The sequence below is a fragment of the Cupriavidus phytohabitans genome (genome assembly GCF_017815025.1).
Lineage (GTDB): Bacteria > Pseudomonadota > Gammaproteobacteria > Burkholderiales > Burkholderiaceae > Cupriavidus.
On record NZ_JAGIQB010000037.1, the window covers coordinates 56,478 to 77,112 of the forward strand.

Annotated in this window: 17 protein-coding genes; 10 read left to right on the top strand and 7 right to left on the bottom strand. The window is 68.1% G+C overall.

Annotated features, from left to right (window positions below; translation table 11 throughout):
- Positions 1-128: 128 nt before the first annotated feature.
- From J8I34_RS23385 to J8I34_RS23400, 4 genes are all read left to right on the top strand, one after another.
- Positions 129-911 (top strand): (Fe-S)-binding protein, encoded by a 783-nt coding sequence (locus tag J8I34_RS23385; RefSeq protein WP_029045063.1) that lies wholly within the window; start codon positions 129-131, stop codon positions 909-911.
- Positions 908-1,615, top strand: a complete 708-nt coding sequence (locus J8I34_RS23390; RefSeq protein WP_209807116.1) for a LutC/YkgG family protein — start codon at positions 908-910, stop codon at positions 1,613-1,615. The genes J8I34_RS23385 and J8I34_RS23390 overlap by 4 nt, the downstream gene beginning before the upstream one ends.
- Positions 1,612-3,057, top strand: coding sequence for a LutB/LldF family L-lactate oxidation iron-sulfur protein (locus J8I34_RS23395; protein ID WP_029045065.1), 1,446 nt, complete (start codon positions 1,612-1,614; stop codon positions 3,055-3,057). The genes J8I34_RS23390 and J8I34_RS23395 overlap by 4 nt, the downstream gene beginning before the upstream one ends.
- A gap of 144 nt (positions 3,058-3,201) precedes the next feature.
- Positions 3,202-4,902 (top strand): lactate permease LctP family transporter, encoded by a 1,701-nt coding sequence (locus J8I34_RS23400; protein ID WP_209807117.1) that lies wholly within the window; start codon positions 3,202-3,204, stop codon positions 4,900-4,902.
- An 80-nt stretch (positions 4,903-4,982) separates the two neighbouring features.
- Here J8I34_RS23400 and J8I34_RS23405 read toward each other — a convergent pair whose 3' ends face one another.
- From J8I34_RS23405 to J8I34_RS23415, 3 genes are all read right to left on the bottom strand, one after another.
- Positions 4,983-6,104, bottom strand: coding sequence for a CaiB/BaiF CoA transferase family protein (locus tag J8I34_RS23405; protein ID WP_029045067.1), 1,122 nt, complete (start codon positions 6,102-6,104; stop codon positions 4,983-4,985).
- Positions 6,105-6,129: 25 nt separating this feature from the next.
- Positions 6,130-7,104 (bottom strand): Bug family tripartite tricarboxylate transporter substrate binding protein, encoded by a 975-nt coding sequence (locus J8I34_RS23410; RefSeq protein WP_209807118.1) that lies wholly within the window; start codon positions 7,102-7,104, stop codon positions 6,130-6,132.
- A gap of 212 nt (positions 7,105-7,316) precedes the next feature.
- Entirely contained in the window at positions 7,317-9,116 is a 1,800-nt protein-coding gene (locus J8I34_RS23415) for an acyl-CoA dehydrogenase family protein (protein ID WP_209807119.1), read from the bottom strand.
- Between the two features lie 132 nt (positions 9,117-9,248).
- Here J8I34_RS23415 and J8I34_RS23420 point away from each other — a divergent pair, with 132 nt between their 5' ends.
- The 4 genes from J8I34_RS23420 to J8I34_RS23435 all read left to right on the top strand — a co-directional run bounded on the left by J8I34_RS23420 (position 9,249) and on the right by J8I34_RS23435 (position 13,122).
- Positions 9,249-10,184: a LysR family transcriptional regulator gene (locus J8I34_RS23420; protein ID WP_209807120.1), complete on the top strand. Its 936-nt coding sequence runs from the start codon at positions 9,249-9,251 to the stop codon at positions 10,182-10,184.
- Between the two features lie 407 nt (positions 10,185-10,591).
- Entirely contained in the window at positions 10,592-10,921 is a 330-nt protein-coding gene (locus J8I34_RS23425) for a FeoA family protein (RefSeq protein ID WP_245176089.1), read from the top strand.
- A gap of 13 nt (positions 10,922-10,934) precedes the next feature.
- Complete coding sequence (gene feoB, locus J8I34_RS23430) at positions 10,935-12,794, top strand: ferrous iron transporter B (RefSeq protein WP_209807121.1); 1,860 nt, start codon at positions 10,935-10,937, stop codon at positions 12,792-12,794.
- 13 nt (positions 12,795-12,807) lie between these two features.
- A complete protein-coding gene (locus J8I34_RS23435) occupies positions 12,808-13,122 on the top strand; it encodes a DUF6587 family protein (RefSeq protein WP_029045073.1) in 315 nt (104 codons plus the stop codon).
- Between the two features lie 429 nt (positions 13,123-13,551).
- On the opposite strand, the gene J8I34_RS23440 is transcribed toward J8I34_RS23435, so the two are convergent.
- The gene (locus tag J8I34_RS23440) at positions 13,552-14,862 is read right to left on the bottom strand and encodes a hypothetical protein (RefSeq protein ID WP_209772676.1); all 1,311 of its coding nucleotides are present in this window, start codon (positions 14,860-14,862) and stop codon (positions 13,552-13,554) included.
- A 736-nt stretch (positions 14,863-15,598) separates the two neighbouring features.
- Here J8I34_RS23440 and J8I34_RS23445 point away from each other — a divergent pair.
- Positions 15,599-16,243, top strand: a complete 645-nt coding sequence (locus J8I34_RS23445; protein ID WP_029045075.1) for an OmpW/AlkL family protein — start codon at positions 15,599-15,601, stop codon at positions 16,241-16,243.
- Positions 16,244-16,322: 79 nt separating this feature from the next.
- On the opposite strand, the gene J8I34_RS23450 is transcribed toward J8I34_RS23445, so the two are convergent.
- The gene (locus J8I34_RS23450) at positions 16,323-17,810 is read right to left on the bottom strand and encodes an AMP nucleosidase (RefSeq protein WP_035876699.1); all 1,488 of its coding nucleotides are present in this window, start codon (positions 17,808-17,810) and stop codon (positions 16,323-16,325) included.
- 187 nt (positions 17,811-17,997) lie between these two features.
- Between J8I34_RS23450 and J8I34_RS23455 the strand changes: the two genes are divergently transcribed.
- Positions 17,998-18,387, top strand: coding sequence for a GNAT family N-acetyltransferase (locus tag J8I34_RS23455; RefSeq protein WP_029045077.1), 390 nt, complete (start codon positions 17,998-18,000; stop codon positions 18,385-18,387).
- A gap of 73 nt (positions 18,388-18,460) precedes the next feature.
- On the opposite strand, the gene J8I34_RS23460 is transcribed toward J8I34_RS23455, so the two are convergent.
- Together J8I34_RS23460 and J8I34_RS23465 are read right to left on the bottom strand one after the other, a co-directional pair.
- Positions 18,461-19,213, bottom strand: coding sequence for an NADPH-dependent F420 reductase (locus J8I34_RS23460; protein ID WP_209772679.1), 753 nt, complete (start codon positions 19,211-19,213; stop codon positions 18,461-18,463).
- 101 nt (positions 19,214-19,314) lie between these two features.
- Complete coding sequence (locus tag J8I34_RS23465; protein WP_371748126.1) at positions 19,315-20,307, bottom strand: MBL fold metallo-hydrolase; 993 nt, start codon at positions 20,305-20,307, stop codon at positions 19,315-19,317.
- Between the last annotated feature and the right edge of the window lie 328 nt (positions 20,308-20,635).

Here is a 20,635-nt window from a genome sequence, read left to right on the forward strand (position 1 = left end):
CCGTCCGCCCTCGCTCCTCAGCCGCCCCGCCGACTGGTCCAACCAATTTGAACTGCCGCTCGGAAGCGGGAATTATGCGCCCAAATGTGCGACCCAGCAGCGCAACCCCAGCACATCCGGAGCGAGACATGAAGGATCGTCAGTACCCCAGCGGCCCTGCCCCGACGCAGGCCTACCTCTTTGCCACCTGCCTGGTCGACCTGTTCGTGCCGCAGGCCGGGCTCGACGCCGTGCGGCTGCTCGAGCGCGAAGGCCTCACCGTACACTTTCCGCGTGCGCAGAGCTGCTGTGGCCAGCCGGCATACAGCAGCGGCAACCCCGACGCCGCGCGTGCGGTAGCCCGCGCGCAACTGGACCTGTTCAGCCAGCCATGGCCGGTGGTCGTGCCGTCCGGGTCATGCGCGGGCATGATGCGCCACCACTGGCCGCAATTGTTCGCCGACGATCCCGTGGCAGGCCCGAAGGCACGCGCTCTGGCCGAGCGCATCTACGAGCTGGGCGAATTCCTGCTCCACGTGCTCCACGTCGATTTCGACGACGCCATGCCCCCGGGCCAGGCGCCCGAGCGGATCGTGCTGCATACCTCCTGCGGCGCCCGCCGCGAAATGGGTACGCGCCAGCACGGCGTGGCGCTGGTCGACGCATTGCCGGGCGTAACCCGCGTCGAGCATCAGCGTGAGTCGGAATGCTGCGGCTTCGGCGGCACGTTCTCGCTCAAGCATCCCGATATCTCCGGCGCGATGGTGCGCGACAAGGTTGCGTCCGCCTGCGCCACCGGCTGCGAGCGGCTGGTGTCGGCCGACTGCGGCTGCCTGCTCAATATCGGCCACACCGCCGCGCATGACGGCGCGCCGCTGCAGGTCGAACACCTGGCCAGCTTCCTGTGGCGCCGTACCGGAGGTGCCGCATGAGCACGCCCGGCGCCCGCGAACGAATGCTCGGCCGGCTGCGCGCCGCCGCTCCCGCGCCTGCATCCTCCACCGCTGAACTGGACCGCCGCATCGATGGCCATTTCGAGGCACGCCGACATGGCGCTCCGAGCGTCGACGCGTTGATCGATGCGATGCGCATCGCACTGGAAGCCTTGCACGCGGAAGTCTGGTGCGCCGATGAGCAAGCGTGGCCTGTGCTGCTGGCCTCGGCGCTGGCCGAAGCCGGCGTCCGGCGCGTGCTGCTCGACCCCGCCAGCCGCGCCGGCGCGGCGCTGGCTGCCGCGCTGCCGCCGCAGGTCGAAGCCATCGGCTTTGACCGCCCCATCGAAACCTGGAAAGCAGAATTGTTCGACACCGTCGACGCCGGCTTCACCGTGGCGCGCTCGGGCATTGCCGCCACCGGCACGCTGATCGTTGCCCCGGACGCAGGTTCGCCGCGCACGGTGTCGCTGGTGCCGCCGCTGCATGTGGCGCTGGTGCGCGCATCGACGCTGCACCATGACCTGCACATGGCCGCGCGCGCCGAACGCTGGCGCGACGGCATGCCGACCAACCTGGTGATGATCTCGGGCCCGTCCAAGACTTCCGATATCCAGCAGACGCTGGCCTATGGCGCGCACGGCCCGCGCCGGCTGTGGGTCGTCATCGTGCGGGACATCGACAACACGGAGGCCCCGCAATGAGCCAGAGCACGCTGCATTTCGTCGCGCCGCAAGACTTCAAGGCGCGTGCGCGCGAGGCGCTGGACGATCCCAAGCTGCGCCAGAGCTTTCGCGGCGCGATGGACTTCCTGCAGGGCAAGCGGCTGGCGCAGTTTCCCGACGCGGATGAGCTGGAGCGGCTGCGCGACCTGGGCGAGGCGGTGCGTCAGCACGCGCTCGCCAACCTGCCGGATCTGCTGGTGCAGCTGGAGGACAAGCTCGCCGCCGCCGGTGTTCAGGTCCACTGGGCCGAGACCGCCGACGACGCCAACCGCATCATCCACGGCATCGCGGCAGCGAGGCAGGCCAGGCGCGTGATCAAGGGCAAGTCGATGGCCAGCGAGGAAATCGAGCTGAACCATTACCTGGCCGAGCGCGGCGTCGAATGCATCGAGTCGGACATGGGCGAGTACATCGTCCAGCTTGCGGGCGAGAAGCCGTCGCATATCGTGATGCCGGCGATCCACAAGACCAAGGGCGATATCGCCGCGCTGTTCGAGCAGCATATTCCCGACACGCCCTATACCGAGGACGTCGACGCGCTGATCCAGACCGGACGCCGCGCGCTGCGGCAGGAGTTCGTCGGCGCCGATATCGGCCTGTCCGGCGTCAACTTCGCCGCGGCGGACACCGGCACCCTGTGGCTGGTCGAGAACGAGGGCAACGGCCGCCTTTCCACCACCGTCCCCGATGTGCATATCGCCATCATGGGCATGGAAAAGGTAGTGGCGAAGCTCGAGCACATCGTGCCGCTGTCGAGCCTGCTGACGCGCTCGGCCACCGGGCAGGCCATCACCACGTATTTCAACCTCATCTCCGGCCCGCGCCGCGACGGCGAGCGCGACGGGCCGCGCGAGGTGCACCTGGTACTGCTCGACAACGGCCGTACGCAGGCCTACGCCGACGCGCAGCTGCGCGCCACGCTGCAGTGCATCCGCTGCGGGGCATGCATGAACCACTGCCCGGTCTATACGCGCATCGGCGGCCATGCCTATGGCACGACCTATCCCGGTCCGATCGGCAAGATCATTTCGCCGCATTTGCTGGGACTCGAAGCCACTGCGGACCTGCCCACCGCATCCAGCTTGTGCGGCGCGTGCGGTGAGGTCTGCCCGGTGCGCATTCCGATCCCGCAATTGCTGGTACGCCTGCGCACCGAATCGAACCGCGATCCCGAGGAACGGGTGGTCAACCCGCTGCGTGGCCAGGGTGCGAAGTACAGCAAGGGCGAGCACCTGGTGTGGCGCTTCTGGAGCGGGGCGTACTCGCACCCGGCCACTTACCGGCTGTTCCGCTGGGCGGCCACAAGACTGCGTGCGCTGGCGCCGTCGAAGCAGATGGGATGGACGCAGCATCGCACGCCGCTGAAGCCGGCGGCGAAGAGCCTGGCGGATCTGCTCAAGGAGAAGGGGCAGCCGGAGTAGGCGCCCGATCCTTCCGACTCCCGATTGTGTGCTCCCTCTCCCGCAAGCGGGAGAGGGAGCACACAGGCGGCCGGAATCAAGCCGTCGCGCTTCCCAGAACAACAAACATTTTCCCGAAACACCACTGAAGCAGGAGACTAAAACGTGCAACCCTGGACCCAACTCTATACGCCGCTAGGCAGCCTGTGGCTGTCGGCGCTGGCGGCGGCCATTCCCATCCTGTTTTTCTTCATCGCGCTGGCCGTGTGGCGCATGAAGGGTCATGTCGCCGCCGCGGTCACGTTGCTGCTGGCGCTCGGCGTGGCGATCCTCGCCTACGGCATGCCGGTGCAGCAGGCGCTGGCCGCGGCCGGCTTCGGCTTTGCCTACGGGCTGTGGCCGATCGCATGGATCATCGTGACCGCGGTGTTCCTCTACAAGATCGTGGTCAAGACCGGCCAGTTCGATATCATCCGCGCCTCGGTGCTGGCGATCACCGACGACCAGCGCCTGCAGATGCTGCTGATCGGCTTTGCCTTCGGCGCTTTCCTGGAAGGCGCGGCGGGCTTCGGCGCGCCGGTGGCGATCACCGCCGCGCTGCTGGTCGGCCTGGGCTTCAATCCGCTGTATGCCGCGGGGCTGTGCCTGATCGCCAATACCGCGCCGGTGGCGTTTGGCGCGATGGGCATTCCCATCATCGTGGCCGGGCAGGTCACGGGCATCGATCCCTTCCATATCGGCGCCATGGCCGGCCGCCAGCTGCCGCTGCTGTCGCTGCTGGTGCCGTTCTGGCTGGTGTTCATGATGGACGGCGCCAAGGGCGTGCGCGAGACGTGGCCGGCGGCGCTGGTGTGCGGCGGCAGCTTCGCGGTGACGCAATACTTCACTTCCAACCATATCGGGCCGGAACTGCCGGACATCACCTCGGCGCTGGTGAGCCTGGTGTCGCTGGCCGCGTTCCTGAAGGTCTGGCAGCCGCGCAGCGCTTCGCAGCGCGCAGGCGGTGCGGTCAGCGGCGGTACCGTGGCGCTGGCCGGCTTTGGCGGCGGCTTCGGCGGCGCTCCGGTGAGCCGCAAGGCATCGCCCTACACGCTGGCGCAGACGCTGCGCGCCTGGGCACCGTTCGGCATCCTGACGGCGATCGTCACGGTATGGAGCCTGCAGCCGTTCAAGGCGCTGTTCGCCGCCAACGGCGCGCTGGCGGGCACGGTGCTGAAGTTCAAGGTGCCGGGGCTGGACCAGATGGTGATCAAGGCCGCGCCGATCGTGGCCACGCCCAAGGCCTATGATGCCGTGCTCAAGCTCGATTTGCTGTCCGCCGTGGGTACCGCGATCCTGCTGACCGCCCTGATCTCCGCGGTGCTGCTTAAGATGAAGCCGCGCGCGCTGCTGGCGACCTTTGGCGAGACGCTGGTGGAACTGGCGCGCCCGGTGCTGTCGATCGGGCTGGTGCTGGCCTTTGCCTTCGTCGCGAACTACTCCGGCATGTCGTCCACGCTGGCGCTGCTGCTGGCCGGCACCGGTGCCGCGTTCCCGTTCTTCTCGCCGTTCCTCGGCTGGCTGGGCGTGTTCCTGACCGGATCGGATACCTCCTCCAACGCGCTGTTCTGCGCGCTGCAGAACACCACCGCGCACCAGATCGGCGTGTCCGACACGCTGATGGTGGCGGCCAACACCACCGGCGGCGTGACCGCGAAGATGATCTCGCCGCAATCGATCGCGGTGGCCTGCGCGGCGACGGGGCTGGTCGGGAAGGAGTCGGAGCTGTTCCGGTTTACCGTCAAGCACAGCCTGTTGTTTGCGGTGATCATCGGGGTGATCACGATGGTGCAGGCTTATTGGCTGCCGGGAATGATTCCCGGGTGAGTGTTTGCTCCCCTCTCCCGCCTGCGGGAGAGGGGAGACATCACGCGCGGATCGGGCGTTGTCGGCAGACTCGGCTGCGCCTAATCCAGAAACGCATCCCCCTCCGTCAACGGCGCATGCCGGTAGGTGGCCGGCGTCCGGCTCAGCTTGACCGGCGCGCCCAGCCCCTTGTAGCCGCCCTCCATCTCCACCACCATCTCCCGATGCACGGTATGCGGATGCTGCAACGCATCGGCCACCGACAGCACCGGCGCGCACGGCACGCCCGCAGCCACCAGCGTGTCGGCCAATGCCTTACCATCCAGCGCGCGCGTGCGCGCCTCCAGTTCGGCCTTCAGCGCCACCCGGTTCACCGAGCGCGCGCCTGCCGTGGCATAACGCTCGTCGTCGGCCAGCGCCGCGACCTGCAGGTGTTCGCACAGGATGCGGAACTGCCGGTCGTTGCCGACCGCAAGAAAAATCGGGTCCGTGGCCGTCGCCACCGTGTCATACGGGTAGATGTTCGGATGGGCGTTGCCGGTGCGCACCGGCGTCTTGCCGCTCATGAACCAGTTGGCCGCATGCGGGTGCAGCAGCGACAGGCCGGAGTCATAGAGCGCCGCCTCGACGAACTGGCCGCGCCCGCTGCGCTCGCGTTCCTGCAGCGCCAGCAGCACGCCCAGTGCGGCATTCATGCCAGTGACCATGTCGACCACGGGCAGGCCCACGCGCAGGGCGTCGCCGTCGGCCTCGCCGTTGATGCTCATCAGACCCGCCATGGCCTGCACGGCAGCGTCATAGCCGGGCAGCCCGCCGAGAGGACCGTCCGCGCCGAAGCCGGACACGCGGCAATGCACCAGGCGCGGGAAGCGCTGTGACAGCGTGTCATAGCCCAGGCCCCATTTCTCCATGGTGCCGGTCTTGAAGTTCTCGACGAGCACGTCGGCGTCCGCGAGCAGCGCGAGGAGCACCGTGCGGTCGGCCTCCGTGGTCAGGTCCAGCCGCATCACGCGCTTGTTGCGGTTCAGGCCGAAGTAGTACGACGCGACGCCGTCCTTGAACGGCGGCCCCCAGGTACGGGTGTCGTCGCCTTGCGGCGGTTCGATCTTGAGCACGTCGGCGCCGTGGTCGCCCAGGATCTGGCCACAGTACGGGCCGCCCAGGATGCGCGACAGGTCGACCACGCGGATGCCGGCAAGCGCGCCGGGGCTGGATTGGGTCATGGCTGGCTCCTGTTCACCTGGTCGCTTAGTCAAGCTGTGCGCCCGACTTCTGCACCACGGCGCGCCACTTGCCGACCTCGGCCTTGACGAAGCCGCCAAGCTGCTCCGGGGTGGTCGACGGCGCGAATTCCAGGCCCTGCGCCTGCAGGGTCTTGCGGACTTCGGGCTGCTTCAGCGCATCGGCGAAGGCGCGGTTGAGCTTGCCGATCACTTCTGGCGGCGTACCGGCCGGCGCCACCACGCCGAAGAACACCGAAACGTCGAAGCCCGGCACGCCCTGCTCGGCGACAGTCGGCACATCCGGCAGCGCCTGCGAGCGCGCCTTGGTAGTGACACCGAGCGCGCGCACCTTGCCGCTCTTGATGAAGGGCATCGCGGTCAGCACGTCGGTGAAGGTCATGCTGACCTGGCCGCCGAGCAGGTCGTTCAGCGCCGGGCCGGTGCCCTTGTACGGGATATGCTGGAAGTCGGTGCCGGTGACGTTGTTGAACAGCACGCCCGCCAGGTGCGACGACGCGCCGTTGCCGGACGAGGCATAGGTCAGCTTGCCCGGATGCGCCTTGCCGTAGGCGATGAGCTCGTTGACGTTCTTGGCCGGCACCGACGGGTTCACCACCAGCACGTTGGGCAGCTGGCCGATCTGAATGACTGGGGCGAAGCTCTTGACCGGGTCGTAGTTGATCTTGCGATAGAGGCTGACGTTGATCGCCAGCGGCGCCGAGGTGCCGAACATCAGCGTGTAGCCGTCAGGCTCGGCGCGCGCGACCGCCTCCGCGCCGATGTTGCCGCCGGCGCCGGCGCGGTTTTCCACCACCACCGGCTGGCCCAGGCTGGTCTTGAGCGCGGCGGCAAGCGTGCGGGCCATGGCGTCGGTCGGACCGCCCGGCGGATAGGTGACGACCATCATGATGGGCTTGATCGGGAAGTCCTTCTGCGCGAAGGCGGGGGCGATGCAGAGCGAGCACGCGGCAATAGCCGCGAGGCGGTGCCAGAGTTTCATGGCGTTGTCTCCTGGTGTAGGACATCTCCCGCGGAGGGCGGGATGGTTGGGGCGTCTGGGGGTGCTCCCCCTCCCGCTTGCGGGAGAGGGTTGGGGAGAGGTCGGGAGCATCAACGAAGCGAGGCGTATCGGTATGCCACCGCCTGCCCTCTCCCCCGGCCCCTCTCCCGCAGGCGGGAGAGGAGAGCAAACAAAGGGGAGTGGCTACCGCGTCAGAACACGTTGACGTCGGCGACCGCGCCGGCCGCGCGCACCACGCCATCGGCGGGAGGCGCCACCGTCTCGGCCAGCCATTCCGGCTCGGTGGCTGCCGCCAGCGGATCCTGCGGCAGCACGCGGTGGCGCAGCACGAGCTGGGCCAGGCGCATGCGGCGCACCGAGCCGATGCGGCCGGCTTCCCAGGCCATCGCCACCGCGGTGGTCACGTGGTACAGCGCGGAAGCCGCCTGGCGCGCCAGCAGGTCGCCCTCGGCGCCGGCTTCGGCGGCATGCGCGGCCAGTTTCGCGGCAGCGCCGATGGCGCCTTCGAAGGTGGCGCGTGCTTGCGCGTGCATTGGCGTATCGGCCAGCAGCCCGGCCAAGTGTGCCTGCAGCACCGGCAGCGCGCCTTCGCGGCGGATCGCGCGCAGCACGTCGAGCGCGACGATATTGCTGGTGCCTTCCCAGATCGAGCCGAGATGGGCGTCGCGCACCAGGCGCGGGTCGCTCCATTCCTCGATATAGCCGCAGCCGCCGCGGATCTCCATCGCGTCGCCGGTGACCTTGCGCGCGTCGCGGCAGGCGCGGAACTTGATCAGCGGCGTCAGGATGCGCATCAGCGGGTAGGCGTCGGCCTCGCCGGCATCGGCGCGGCGCAGCGCCTCGGCGGTCTGGAACACCATGGTGCGGGCCTGCTCGGCGGGCAGTGTCAGCTTGAGCAGCTGGCGGCGCATCAGCGGCATGTCTTCCAGGCGCTTGCCGAAGGCGCGGCGCTCATGCGCGATGAACAGGCCCTCGGTCAGCGCGCGGCGCATCAGGCCGGCGGCGCGCACGCCGTTGGACAGGCGCGAATTGTTGATCATGTCGGCCATCTGCACGAAGCCGCGGCCGGGTTCGCCGACGAGGTAAGCCTGCGCGCCTTCCAGCCGGATCTCGCCGCTGGCCATCGAGCGGGTGCCGAGCTTGTCCTTGAGCCGGATGATGCGGTAGTGGTTGTCGCTGCCGTCGGCCAGCTTGCGCGGCAGCAGGAACAGCGATACGCCCTTGTGGCCGGGCACGGCGTTGCTGGCTTCGTCTTCCACGCGCGCCAGCACCATCGCCAGCGCGGCATCGGGGTTGGAGCAGAACCACTTGTCGCCGTGCAGGCGCCAACCGCCCTCGGCGCCGGCATCGCGCACCGCGCGCGTGGCGGTGGCGGCCACGTCGGAACCGGCGCCCTGCTCGGTCATGAACATGGCGCCCTGGTACAGGTCTTCGAACACCTGCGTGGTCAGGTTGGGCAGGAATTTTTCGACCAGTGCCGGATCGCCGAACTTGCGCAACGTGCGCGTCAGCGAGTCCGTCATCGACAGCGGGCAGCACAGGCCGAACTCGGCTTGCACGAACAGATATGTGAGCGCGTACTTCGCCGCCGGCGGCATAGGCTTGTCCCAGCCGAGCACGCCGCCGCGGTGCGAGGCGGCGGCCAGCCCGAATTCGGCGAAGGCCACGCGCTCCATTTCCACATAGGCGGGATGCTTGTCGATGCGCTGCGCGTCCACGCCGCTGCGGGTGCGGTAGCTCAGCGTCGGGGGGTTCTGGTCGGCCACGGCGGCCAGTTCGTCGAGCACGCCGCCGGCCAGCACGCCCATGCGCTCCAGGTGCGGCAGCAGGTGATTGAACAGGTCCGCGGGCAGGTAGAGCGGCAGCAGCGCACGCAGCTCGGGGTCGGCGGCGAGCAGGCTGCCACCCTGGCGGTCGGGCACCGGATGGGCGGCGGCGGGGCTGTCAGGCTGGGCGTGAGGTGCGGCATTGCGCACGGCGCTGGTCGGCATGTCTGGTCTCCTTGGCGGGTGGACCGGCATGGCTGACGAACACGCTGCGGCCCTTTGGTCTGCATTATTCAAACCCCAAGGATTTGCGTCTAATTCTAAAATTGGCTTGATCCATATAATTTTTGTATCGCCATGGAATTCCGCCACTTGCGCTATTTCCTTGTGCTGGCAGAGGAACTGCACTTCGGCCGGGCCGCGCGCCGGCTCGCCATTTCGCAGCCGCCGCTGTCGCTGAACATCCAGCAGCTCGAAGCCTCGGTCGGCGCCCGGCTGTTCGACCGCGACAGCCGCGGCGTGCGCCTGACCGCGGCCGGACGCGCCTTTCGCGAATCGGCAACGGCCTTGCTGGCGCAGGCCGAAGCAGCACGGCTGCTGGCGCGCGAGATCGAAGCGGGTGCCATCGGCCGGCTGCGGGTCGGCTTTGTCGGCTCGATGCTGTATCGCGGCCTGCCGCAGATCCTGCGCGGCTTCGAGGCGGCTTACCCTGGCATCCAGGTGGCGCTGACCGAACTGAATTCGCAGGAGCAGATCGATGCACTGCTGCACGACGAGCTCGACGCGGCATTTATCCACACCGGGCGCGTGCCGGACTCGCTGCAAGCAACCCGCGTGCACGCCGAACCGTTCGTCTGCTGCCTGCCGGCGGACCACCCGCTCGCGGCGCAGACGGAACTGGCGCTGGCGGACCTGCGCGGCGAAGCCTTCGTGCTGTTCTCGCGCAAGGCGTCGCCGGATTACTACAGCCGTATCTTTGATATGTGCGCGGCCCAGGGGTTTTACCCGCAGATCCGGCACGAAGTACGCCACTGGCTCTCGGTGGTGTCGCTGGTCTCGCAGGGCATGGGCGTGGCCGTGGTGCCGGCGGCGTTGGCGCGCTCGGGCATGGCAGGCGCGGCGTTCCGGCCGCTGGCGGGCACGGCGGTGCGCTCCGAAGTCTATTGCGTGTGGAAGACGGCGCCCGACCATCCCGCCCGCGACAACTTTGTGGCGATGGTGGCCACGCAGGCGGCGTCGAGAGGGGCCGACCCCAAAGAAAAAGCCACCGGCACGGTGACCGATGGCTTGTGAAGTACGCGTGGAACGGGGTGTTCAGCGTGCTTGCAGCTTAACGCCGCAGGCTTGCGGCATCCAATAACGCAAATGCAGTAATTGCAGGGTGTTGCATGAAACCTGTTGCGTTAGGTTCTGGAAAGCCGAACTCCGAAATGCCGGCGGCCTATATGTGCCGCCACGCTGACATGCCACCGCCAGCCCCCAAGCTAGTCCCTTCGGCACGCGCGTCTTCAACGGTTATCAACGGTTATCATTCGCCTCCTGCCGCGCTGGCGCGGCGGCTGGCGTGCCTGCCACTTGCAGGGCATCGCCGTGCCTTATTTGCGATACAATGAAAACGATTTTCATTTACGTACCCAGCGAGGTCATGCCGGCCGCACCACGGCCGCGTCGGACGACCGCGCCAATGGACTGGAAGCATGATGCGGCTGTCTGAACTTCCACGGCGCACGCCCGCCGTAGTGCAATCGGTGGACGACGCCACGCCCGGCGACCCGATTGCGCGCCGCCTGCGAGAGCTGGGCTTTGTCCCTGGCGAGATTGTCCAGATCATCGCCTATGGGCCCTTCGGCATGGATCCGCTGGTCGCGCAGGTCGGCTTTACCCGCTTTGCGCTGCGCCGCGTGGAAGCGGCGCGCATTGGCGTCGAGCTTGCCAGCGCCTCGGTGACCAGCATCGTGCCCGCCGAGGCGAGCGAACAGCCCGGCGCCAAGGCGTCCACACCGAATGAGCGGACCAAGCGGACCGCCTGAGCCCTTCCGGAACATGTCAGCAGCAGCCTCTCCGAATCCTGCCCTGCGCATCGCGCTGGTAGGCAACCCCAATTGCGGCAAGACCGCACTGTTCAACCGACTGACCGGCAGCCGGCAGAAGGTGGCCAACTACGCCGGCGTGACCGTCGAGCGCAAGGAAGGCCATTTCGTCTCGCCGGCCGGACGCCAGGTGCGCATCCTGGACCTGCCAGGCGCCTACAGCCTGCACGCAGCCAGCCTGGATGAAGCCATCACGCGCGACGTCTGCATGGGCGTGCGCGCGGGCGAGCAGCGTCCCGACCTGCTGGTGTCGGTGGTGGACGCGACCAACCTGCGCCTACACCTGCGCTTTGTGCTGGAACTGCGCCGCCTGGGCCTGCCGATGGTGGTGGTGCTCAACATGAGCGACGCCGCCGCGCGCCGCGGCATCCGGATCGATCGTGACAAGCTGGCCGCCGCGCTGGGCGTGCCGGTGGTCAGCACCGTGGCGGTCAAGCGCGACGGCGCGGCCGCGCTGCTGGCGCTGCTCGACGGCGCCCTGCCTGCCGCGCCGGCACCCACGCCCGAACCCGCCAGCGATGTTGACGTGCACGCGGATGTCAACCGCTTGCTGGCCGCATCGGTCAGCATGCCGGCGCGCACCGCGGCGCTGGACGACCGCCTCGACCGCATCGTGCTGCACCCGGTGTTCGGCCTGCTGCTGCTGGCGGTGCTGCTGTTCCTGATGTTCCAGGCAGTGTTCTCGTGGGCCGAGCCCCTGATGGACGGCATCGAGGGCGGCGTGCACTGGGCCGGCGAACTGCTTGGCGCGCATATGCCCGACGGCCTGCTCAAGAGCCTGCTGGTCGACGGCCTGATCGCGGGCCTGGGCAGCGTGGTGGTGTTCCTGCCGCAGATCCTGATCCTGTTCCTGTTCATCCTCACGCTGGAAGAATCGGGCTACCTGCCGCGCGCCGCATTCCTGCTGGACCGGCTGATGATGGGCGCGGGGCTGTCCGGCCGTTCGTTCATCCCGCTGCTGTCGAGCTTTGCCTGCGCGATCCCCGGCATCATGGCCACGCGCACTATCCAGGATCCGCGCGACCGCCTCACCACCATCCTGGTGGCGCCGCTGATGACCTGCTCGGCACGCCTGCCGGTGTATGCGCTGCTGATCGGCGCCTTTATCCCCGAACGCACGGTGATGGGCCTGTTCAACCTGCAGGGGCTGGTGCTGTTCGCGCTGTACGTGGCCGGGATCATCAGCGCGCTGGTGGTGGCCTATGCGCTCAAGTTCTTCCGCCGCGACCGCACCGACCATCCGCTGCTGATGGAGCTGCCGTCGTACCGCATCCCCAATGTGCGCGACGTAGCCATCGGCCTGTGGGAGCGTGCCCGCATCTTCCTGTCACGCGTGGGCAAGGTGATCCTGACGCTGACCGTGCTGCTGTGGTTCCTGTCGACCTTCCCGGCGCCGCCGGAAGGCGCCACCGCGCCGGCCATCGACTACAGCTTTGCCGGCATGATCGGCCACGCGCTGCAGAAGGTGTTCGCGCCGGTGGGCTTCAACTGGCAGATCTGCATCGCGCTGGTGCCGGGCCTGGCCGCGCGTGAAGTGGCGGTGGGCGCGCTGGCGACGGTATATGCGCTGTCGGGGAGCGAGGAAGCCATGGCCACGCAGCTCGCGCCGATGATCGCGGCACAATGGTCGCTGGCTACCGCGCTGGCGCTGCTGGCCTGGTATGTATTCGCGCCGCAGTGCATCTCGACGCTGGCGGTGATCCGCCGCGAGACCAACTCGTGGAAGGTCATGGCAGGCTCGATCGTGTACCTGACCGGGCTGGCCTACCTGGCCGCGTTCGTCACTTATCGCGTCGCGCTGCTGTTCAGCTGACGCCATCGCTGCCATGACGCTCTACCACGCCATCGAAACGCTGCTGGTCCCGCTGATCGTGCTGGTGTGCGCGGTATCGGTGGTGGCGCGCTATGCGCCGCGCACGCGCGAGCGCGTCAAGGCCGCGCTCGCGACACGCCTGGGCGGCGCCGCCGCGAGCGGCTGGCGCGGCCGGCTGGTGCGCTGGCTGGCCCCGCAGGCTGCCTCAGGCTGCGCCAGCGGCTGCGACGACGGCGGCTGCGACACCTGCGGGTCCAACACCGCCAACGCCACCGACGCGCAAGGAAAGCCTGCCGAACAGGTCGTGCGCTTCGTGCGCAAGCGCTGAACGGCGCGTCTTTCCTCCTCTTTTCCCTCCATTCCCCCTTCGGGGCCCGTTTTCTCTTCTACGCAGAAATGGGTACGGCCGCTGCTTGCGCGGGATGCGCTGGCGGCGGTTTGCGCGCACTCGTGCCGCGTCCCTGAGCGGGCTGGCGAGCGTGCGTCGCAGCCCGTGCAGGCCCGTTGCGTGGCACGCAGAAATGGGTACGCTTTGCGTGCGAGGCATGGCTGGCGTGGGCTGCGGTGCGGGCAAAGCGCGCGGTTGCTGGAGCTGTGTGGCGGGCTCTGCTGCGCACGGAAACCGCCTGTCGCTGTCGCGCAGAAATGGGTACGCTTTGGGAGCAATGCCGTCGCTCCCGGAGCCGCCGGCCCGCATCCAATGCAAAACGCCCTCCGCATCGGAGGGCGTTTCACTTGCGCGCGGGAACGTTGCTGCTTACTTGACAGTGCCGACGAAGACCAGCTTCAGCGGCGTGTTGTCTTCGATCACCGTGCAGGTGGCAGTGATGGTGAAGTCGCCGGCGGCGGTGCCGGTGGCTTGCACCTGGTGCGGCAACATGAGCATGCTGGGCGTCAGCGACACCGGACCGGTGCTGGTCCACTTCCAGTCCTTGCACTGGGTGTACTGCGCATCATCGCCCAGGTGCCGCATGCGCGCGGTCACTTCCACCGGGATCGCCGGCGTCAGCAGCAGCGTCAACGGCTGCTGGTTGTCGTCGACCAGCGACCAGGTCGGATTCTCGGTAACGGACAGGGCGGCAGCCGGGCGCGCAGCCAGCTTGGTGCTCACGGCGGTCACCGTCAGCGTGCTCTGGACCGGACCGGTGCCCTTGGCCAGGCTGCTGCTGACCGTGGCGTCGTGCGTACCCGCGGCTTCGGCAGTCGACAGCGTCGGCGAGGTAGCGGTGTAGGTCCAGGTACCGTCGAAGTCGGCCGTGACATCCTGGCCGTCGTTGCGCAGCACGCGCGAGGTGAACCTGGCCGGATGGTCGTTGAGCACCTGCAGCGCATCCACCGGCTGACCGTAGCGCGTGGTCACCACGCGATAGGTTGCCGAGCCGTTCTTCGCGACCGTCACCACGATGACGCCGCCGATTGCGCGGCCATCCGGCGCCGTGACCGACACCGACACGTCAGCCGTCACCGCCGCGGTGGCCGAGCTGTTGCTCGCCTTCAGCGTGGCGTTGTTCTGGCTGGCCGTGACCTGGACCGCGGTGGCGCTGCTCGCCCACGCCCAGCTGTTGACGCTGGCCGAGACGTCATTGCCATTGCTGTCGATCAGCGACACCTTGACCGGCAGCTCCTGGCCGTCGCTCATCGACAGATTGTTATTGGGAATGGACAGGCTGTAGCTGACCGCGGAAGCCGGCACCACGGTAATGGTGGCGGTCTGCGCAGGCAGCGTGGTGGTGGTGTTGTCGGCGTTCTTGACCGTCGCGACCACCTGCACGTTGGTGGTACCGGTGGCGATGCCGCGGACCACCGCATTGGCCGGCGTGGCCGCGACCGGCTCGACCGTGGCGACGCCATTGTCGATGCTGCTCCAGGTGAACACCGTATTGCCGCTGACATCGACGCCGTTGCTGTCCACGGCCAGCGCGCTGATGGTGAGCGTGCGGCCCACGCCTACCTCGCCCGAGGTCGTGCTCATCTTGACGGTGAAGGTCAGCGGCGTGGTCGCGGCAGGCGTGGCGGGCGAGCTCGAGCCACCGCCACCACCGCCGCAGGCGGCCAGCAAGCATGTCATGGCCGTCCCTGCCAACCAGGTTGCCCACGTTCTCAGTTTCATGATGTTCCCCCGTGTGTTTTTTCCCGCGCTACCAGACTAGGCGCAACGGTTCCGGCGCAATACCGGCCAGATGACTGAGGGATAACGTACGGAAATGCGCCTGACTCATCCTTTCAGCGCACACGCGACCGTCCTTCGGTCGAGGCGAACCGGCACGACACCGCCGTTTGGCTTGCTATGTGGAAGTGCGGGTGGGAGAGGCGACGGGCTTCAGCGCGGGCATCGATGCGAACCTGCACGGCGTCGCTGCGCGCGGTGGTTTCGGGCGTGAACCGGTACCCGCGGGCAGGCTTTGGCGCGGGCACCGCGCCAGCCGGCGGACGAAGCCGCCGCGGCCTGATACGGCGCCCGCCGCAAGGGGATCCGAAGAAAACCGGTGTGCCCCGCCCCCACGGAGCACACCCGGAAAGACGCCCTTGCGGACGCCCACGACATGCCCGGTGCCACGGCGCCCGCCTTCGCGTGAAAGCTTGCGGGCGCTGATCTCCTGCATAGCGTAAGGGCTGGCGCACCGGCTCGCCACGAATGATTCCGCATGTCGTTATTAGCGGAGGATTGGCACCGCAACACCGTTGTCGCGCGATCGCGACGCCCTCGCGTGTGGCGGCGGCAAGACTTGTTTTGCGTCAAGGTCGGTACGGACCCGCTCGGCCAAACTGGCCGCGGCCTCTCTGCCAGACCAAGACAAAACATCATGAACAAGCTCTCTCTCCGTACCCGGCTCACCTGCTCGGCCATCGCCGCCTGCGCCATGCTCGGCGCTTTTGCCACGCCCGCCCTGGCCGCTGACGACGCTCAGGGCAACTGGATGGTGCGCCTGCGCGGCACCTATCTCGACATGAGCAAAAGCTCCGATCCCGTAGGCGGCGTGGGCGCATCGGACCGAATCACGGTCAACAACAAGTGGATCCCCGAACTCGATGTCACCTACTTCTTTACCCCCAACATCGCCGCCGAGCTGGTGCTGACCGTGCCGCAGAAGCAGAACGTCTATCTCGACGGCAACAAGATCGGCACCTTCAAGCACCTGCCGCCGTCGCTGCTGGTGCAATACCACTTCATCCCCAACGGCACCTTCCGTCCGTATGTCGGCGCGGGCCTGAACTTCACCCGCATCTGGGACGAGAACCTTGCCAACAACGCGCTGCAGCTCGACAGCTGGAGCGTGGGCCCGGCGCTGCAGATCGGCATGGACTACAAGCTGACCAAGAACTGGTTCCTGAATGCCGACATCAAGAAGATCTGGCTGTCGAGCGATGTGAAGGCCGGCGACGTCAAGGTTTCCAAGGTAAACCTGGACCCGTGGCTGTTCAGCATGGGCGTGGGCTATCGCTTCTGAGCGGCAACCCGCCAGTAAAAAAGGCCGGCGCCCGAAGGCGCCGGCCTTTTTTACGTTGGCGGCGGGAAAACGTCGCGGCCTAGCGGAACGCCGGCTCGTCGAAGCTGCGCAGCTTGCGCGAATGCAGCTGCTCGACGCCGTTCTCGCGCAGGATGCGGATCGCCTCCAGCCCGATGGTCATATGCTGGCTGACACGTTGCCGGTAGAACGCATTGGCCATGCCGCGCAGCTTGAGTTCGCCGTGCAGCGGCTTGTCCGAGACGCACAGCAGCGTGCCGTAGGGCACGCGCAGCCGGAAGCCGTTGGCGGCCACCGCGGCGCTCTCCATGTCGATGGCGATGGCGCGCGACTGGTTGAAGCGCGCGTACAGCGACTTGGACTTCAGCTCCCAGTTGCGATCGTCGGTGGAAACCACGGTGCCGGTACGCATGCGCGTCTTCATTTCGCTGCCGGACAGGCCGGTGACGCGCGCCACCGCTTCCTGCAGCGCCACCTGGATTTCGGCGATCGGCGGCACCGGCACCCACGGCGGCAGGTCGTGGTCGAGCACGTGGTCGTCGCGCACGTAGGCGTGCGCCAGCACGTAATCGCCCAGCTGCTGCGAGCGGCGCAGGCCGCCGCAGTGGCCGACCATCAGCCAGCAATGCGGGCGCAGCACGGCAAGATGGTCGGTCATGGTCTTGGCGTTGGACGGGCCCACGCCGATATTCACCAGCGTCACTCCCAGCTTGTCCTCACGCACCAGGTGGTAGGCCGGCATCTGCGGCAGCGCGCGCGGGCGGGTCGCGTCTTCGGGCTCGGCACCGCCGAAGTCCTGCACCACGTCGCCGGGCTCGACGAAGCGGGTGTAGCCGCCGCCGTCGCTGCTGCCCATCAGCCCGCGGCCCAGCGCGACGAACTCATCGACATAGCGCTGGTAGTTGGTGAACAGCACGAAGCGCTGGAAATGCTGCGGCGCCGTGCCGGTGTAGTGGTACAGCCGCTGCAGCGCCAGGTCCACGCGCTCGGCGGGGAACAGCGACAGCGGCCAGGCCTCGCCCGGGATCGGCTCGTAGGTGCCGTTGGCGATGCCGTCGTCGATGCGGCTGAGCTCGGGCAGCACGAACGAGGCCTCCAGCTCGCGCGCCTGGGTGTAGCTGATGTCGGTGGTCGAGGCCTCGATCACGAACGGCAGCGGAATCGGGCGCCGGCTCAGGCCCACGACCACCGGAACGCGGTGGTAGCGCATCAGCCGTTCGATCTGATCGCGGTAGTACTCCGCCAGCAGGTCGGGGCGAGTCACCGTGGTGCCGTACACCCCGGGGTAGGCCACCGTGCCCCAGGAGGGGCGGCTGTCGGTGACCATGGTCTCGATATTGACCGAGATCCCCAGGTATGGGTAGCAGGCGTGCGCGGCCGAGGGCAGCGGCTTGCCGCTGGCGAATGCATCGAAGCGCGCGCGCACGGCGCCGACCGAGGCGTCGTAGATTTCGCGGATGCGCGCCAGCGCTGCATCCGCGTCAGAAAATTCGGCGAGCTGGTCGGCCGGATGGGCTGAGGAGAAGACGGGGGCATTCATGCAGGCCATGATACCCCGCCCGCGCGCTGGCGTGAGCAGCACCCCACCCAGCCGGAAGCCAAATTGACGCGCCCGCGCCCGCTCGCTACACTCCGCCAATTGTGCGGCGCGGGTTCCCGTGCCGTTCTCGACTCGCGGCGCCCCTGGTGGCAAGGGGCGGCGAGGGGCCGTACATGCTTCACTGGGAGAGCCGCCAATGGAAATCCGTAACCTGTTGCCCGAGGACATCGAGGCAGCCAGACAACTACTGATCGCCAATGGCTGGTCCAACCGGATAGGCGGTCCCGACAAGTTCGCGCGGCTGGTGGCCAATTCCCAGCGCGTGGCCGTGGCAGTGGAAGACGGCGAGATCGTCGGCTTCGCCCGGGCCCTGTGCGATGACGTCTCCGACGGCTTCCTGTCGATGGTTGCCGTGGCCCCGAACCACCGCCGGCGCGGCATCGGCCGCGCGCTGGTGCGCTACGTCATGGGCAACGATCCCGATATCACCTGGGTGCTGCGCGCGGCGCGCTCTTCCGAAGCGGCCTTCTTCGGCCAGCTCGGCTTTACGCCGTCGATGGTGGCGATGGAGCGGCGCCGGCCCTGAGCCGGACCTGAGCCGGACCTGAGCCGGCGCCAGCCTGTCCCGGCCCTTACTCTGCTGATCTCGCGTGCGCGCCTCACTGCGCGCCCATCTTGCGCCGGAATTCCCCGGCCGTACCGACCTGCCTGAACAGCGGCCCGCCCGGCGCAAAGCGGTCGGCGCTGGACAGCGGACCCACCACCACGGGCTCGAAGCCCGCATCCCGCACCAGCTGCGCCGCCACGTCGAGCGCGGCCTTGTCGTCGCCAGCAATCGGCACCGCGACCAGCCCGCCTTGCCGGTGATGCTCGCTGGCAAACTGCGCCGCCCCCATGAAGTTGAACGCCCGCACCACGCGAGCCCCACGCAGGTAGCGCGCCGTGGTCAGGCCGATGCCGTCGCGCCGGGTCTCTTCGGCGATCGGGCCGTCGCGGTGATCAAAAGCGTTGGTGGCGTCGAGCACGATCTTGCCCCGCCAGGCGTCGGCGTGGTCGCGGCTCAGCTGCGGCAGGGCGCCATAGGGCGTGGCCAGGAACAGCACGTCGGAGAAGGCGATGGCCTCGGCCACGGTGCCGGCCCGGGCAAGCGTACCCATTTCTGCGACCATCGGCTTCAGGGCTTCGGGGTGACGCGAGGAGAACAGCACGGGGTGTCCGGCCTTGACCCACAGTCCACCGATGGTGCCGCCGATGCGGCCGGCGCCGATCACACCGATTGGCTGCGCCGCGGCATTGCGGCCGGCACTTTGCGAGCGCGCGGGGCGCGGCAGGCTGGCGGCGAGCGCGGTGCAGGCCGCGGCGCCCAGCAACAGGCGCCGTTTGCGATCGAGCGGGGATGCAGGGGTTGCCATGGCGCGCCTCCGGCAAGGAACCGCGGCCCGTGCCGGTCCGGCGCGGGCCCATGGCATGACTCTAGGCGAAAAAACGCGGCGTGTGCGGCGTGCGCTCCGGCCTATCGATCCGTGCGGATCGGACCGTACTCGGCCGGCACCCAGGTATAGCCGGCGGTATCGCGGCGCACATGGCCGAGCCCGGGGAACGGCAGGTGCGCGCCGCCCACCCACAGCTTGCCCTTGGCCGCATCGGCCAGGATGCGCTTGCGCGTGATCACCGCGGCATGGCTGTCGGTATCGAACTCGATCGCCACCTGCGGGCGGCGGAACTGCACCGCATGGCTGTGGATGATGTCGCCCCACAGCAGCAGGCTCTCCTTGCCTGAGGTGAGCAGGTAGCCACTGTGGCCCGGCGTATGCCCGTACGCGGGCAGCGCGCGCACGCCCGGGATCGGTTCGGTACCGTTGCCGCCGTCGAAGGTGCGGAACCGGTTGGCCGCCTGGTACGGCGCGACCGCGGCGCGTGCCATCGCGAACAGCCCCTGCGCTTCCTTCGGCGCCGCGGCGGCATTGGCTTCGCTGAGCCAGTAGTCGGCGTCGGCCTTGTCGACATGGACTGTCGCGTTGGGGAAGGCCGGCTGGCCGTTCGGTGCGAGGCCGCAGGCGTGGTCACCGTGCAGGTGGGTCAGCAGCACGGCATCGACCTGTTCGGGCGCATAGCCCGCCGCGCGCAGGTTGTCGCCGATGCGCCCGAGCGTGGGACCGAAGCATGCCGCCGCGCCGGTATCGACCAGCACCAGGCTGCGGCCGGTATTGATGAGGTAGGCATTGACCGCGGTCTGCATGCCCGGCGTCGACTCGACGAACATCCGTGCCAGCAGGCTTTGCACCTCGCGCGCGCTGGTGTACTTGAGGATCTTCGGGTCGAGGTCGATGTAGCCGTCGTACAGCGCGGTGACTTCCAGCTGGCCGATCATCATGCGGTAGTAGCCTGGCACCTGCGTCTTCTGCTGCGCCGCGGCGGCATGGGCGGTGCCGGTCGCGGCCGGCAGCAAGGCGCTGGCCATCGCGGCGGCCAGCACGATGGCAGGCAGGCGCAGCGCCTTGTGCATGGCGTGGCCGGGTCGGGCATTGGCGAGGCGCGCGGCGGACTGCAGCTTCATGTCTGGTTCCTTGTTGTTGGTCGTTCTCGAGGGAGGCAAAGGCGTATGTTAAGCCGGATGTCGACGCACCGGAAAAGCACGCGGGACGCTGACGGCCGCGGCAATGAACGACACGAAACGGCACAGGAACAGCCACGCAGAAATAGGTACGCCCGGCCAAAGCGTACCTACTTCTGCGTAAAAAACGGGGCCACGCGGCCTAATGCCGTTCAGTTAAGTCTGAACGGCATTTTTCTTTGCAGGGGTTGTAAACAAGGTGTCGAGCTGTTAACTTGCC

What these genes read in the sequence shown, in the direction of transcription:
- J8I34_RS23385 (WP_029045063.1), top strand. Translation starts at nt 129, where the DNA reads ATGAAGGATCGTCAGTACCCCAGCGGCCCTGCCCCGACGCAGGCCTAC.
- J8I34_RS23390 (WP_209807116.1), top strand. Translation starts at nt 908, where the DNA reads ATGAGCACGCCCGGCGCCCGCGAACGAATGCTCGGCCGGCTGCGCGCC.
- J8I34_RS23395 (WP_029045065.1), top strand. Translation starts at nt 1,612, where the DNA reads ATGAGCCAGAGCACGCTGCATTTCGTCGCGCCGCAAGACTTCAAGGCG.
- J8I34_RS23405 (WP_029045067.1), bottom strand. Translation starts at nt 6,104, where the DNA reads ATGACCCAATCCAGCCCCGGCGCGCTTGCCGGCATCCGCGTGGTCGAC.
- J8I34_RS23410 (WP_209807118.1), bottom strand. Translation starts at nt 7,104, where the DNA reads ATGAAACTCTGGCACCGCCTCGCGGCTATTGCCGCGTGCTCGCTCTGC.
- J8I34_RS23415 (WP_209807119.1), bottom strand. Translation starts at nt 9,116, where the DNA reads ATGCCGACCAGCGCCGTGCGCAATGCCGCACCTCACGCCCAGCCTGAC.
- J8I34_RS23420 (WP_209807120.1), top strand. Translation starts at nt 9,249, where the DNA reads ATGGAATTCCGCCACTTGCGCTATTTCCTTGTGCTGGCAGAGGAACTG.
- J8I34_RS23425 (WP_245176089.1), top strand. Translation starts at nt 10,592, where the DNA reads ATGCGGCTGTCTGAACTTCCACGGCGCACGCCCGCCGTAGTGCAATCG.
- feoB (WP_209807121.1), top strand. Translation starts at nt 10,935, where the DNA reads ATGTCAGCAGCAGCCTCTCCGAATCCTGCCCTGCGCATCGCGCTGGTA.
- J8I34_RS23435 (WP_029045073.1), top strand. Translation starts at nt 12,808, where the DNA reads ATGACGCTCTACCACGCCATCGAAACGCTGCTGGTCCCGCTGATCGTG.
- J8I34_RS23440 (WP_209772676.1), bottom strand. Translation starts at nt 14,862, where the DNA reads ATGACATGCTTGCTGGCCGCCTGCGGCGGTGGTGGCGGTGGCTCGAGC.
- J8I34_RS23445 (WP_029045075.1), top strand. Translation starts at nt 15,599, where the DNA reads ATGAACAAGCTCTCTCTCCGTACCCGGCTCACCTGCTCGGCCATCGCC.
- J8I34_RS23450 (WP_035876699.1), bottom strand. Translation starts at nt 17,810, where the DNA reads ATGGCCTGCATGAATGCCCCCGTCTTCTCCTCAGCCCATCCGGCCGAC.
- J8I34_RS23455 (WP_029045077.1), top strand. Translation starts at nt 17,998, where the DNA reads ATGGAAATCCGTAACCTGTTGCCCGAGGACATCGAGGCAGCCAGACAA.
- J8I34_RS23460 (WP_209772679.1), bottom strand. Translation starts at nt 19,213, where the DNA reads ATGGCAACCCCTGCATCCCCGCTCGATCGCAAACGGCGCCTGTTGCTG.
- J8I34_RS23465 (WP_371748126.1), bottom strand. Translation starts at nt 20,307, where the DNA reads ATGCACAAGGCGCTGCGCCTGCCTGCCATCGTGCTGGCCGCCGCGATG.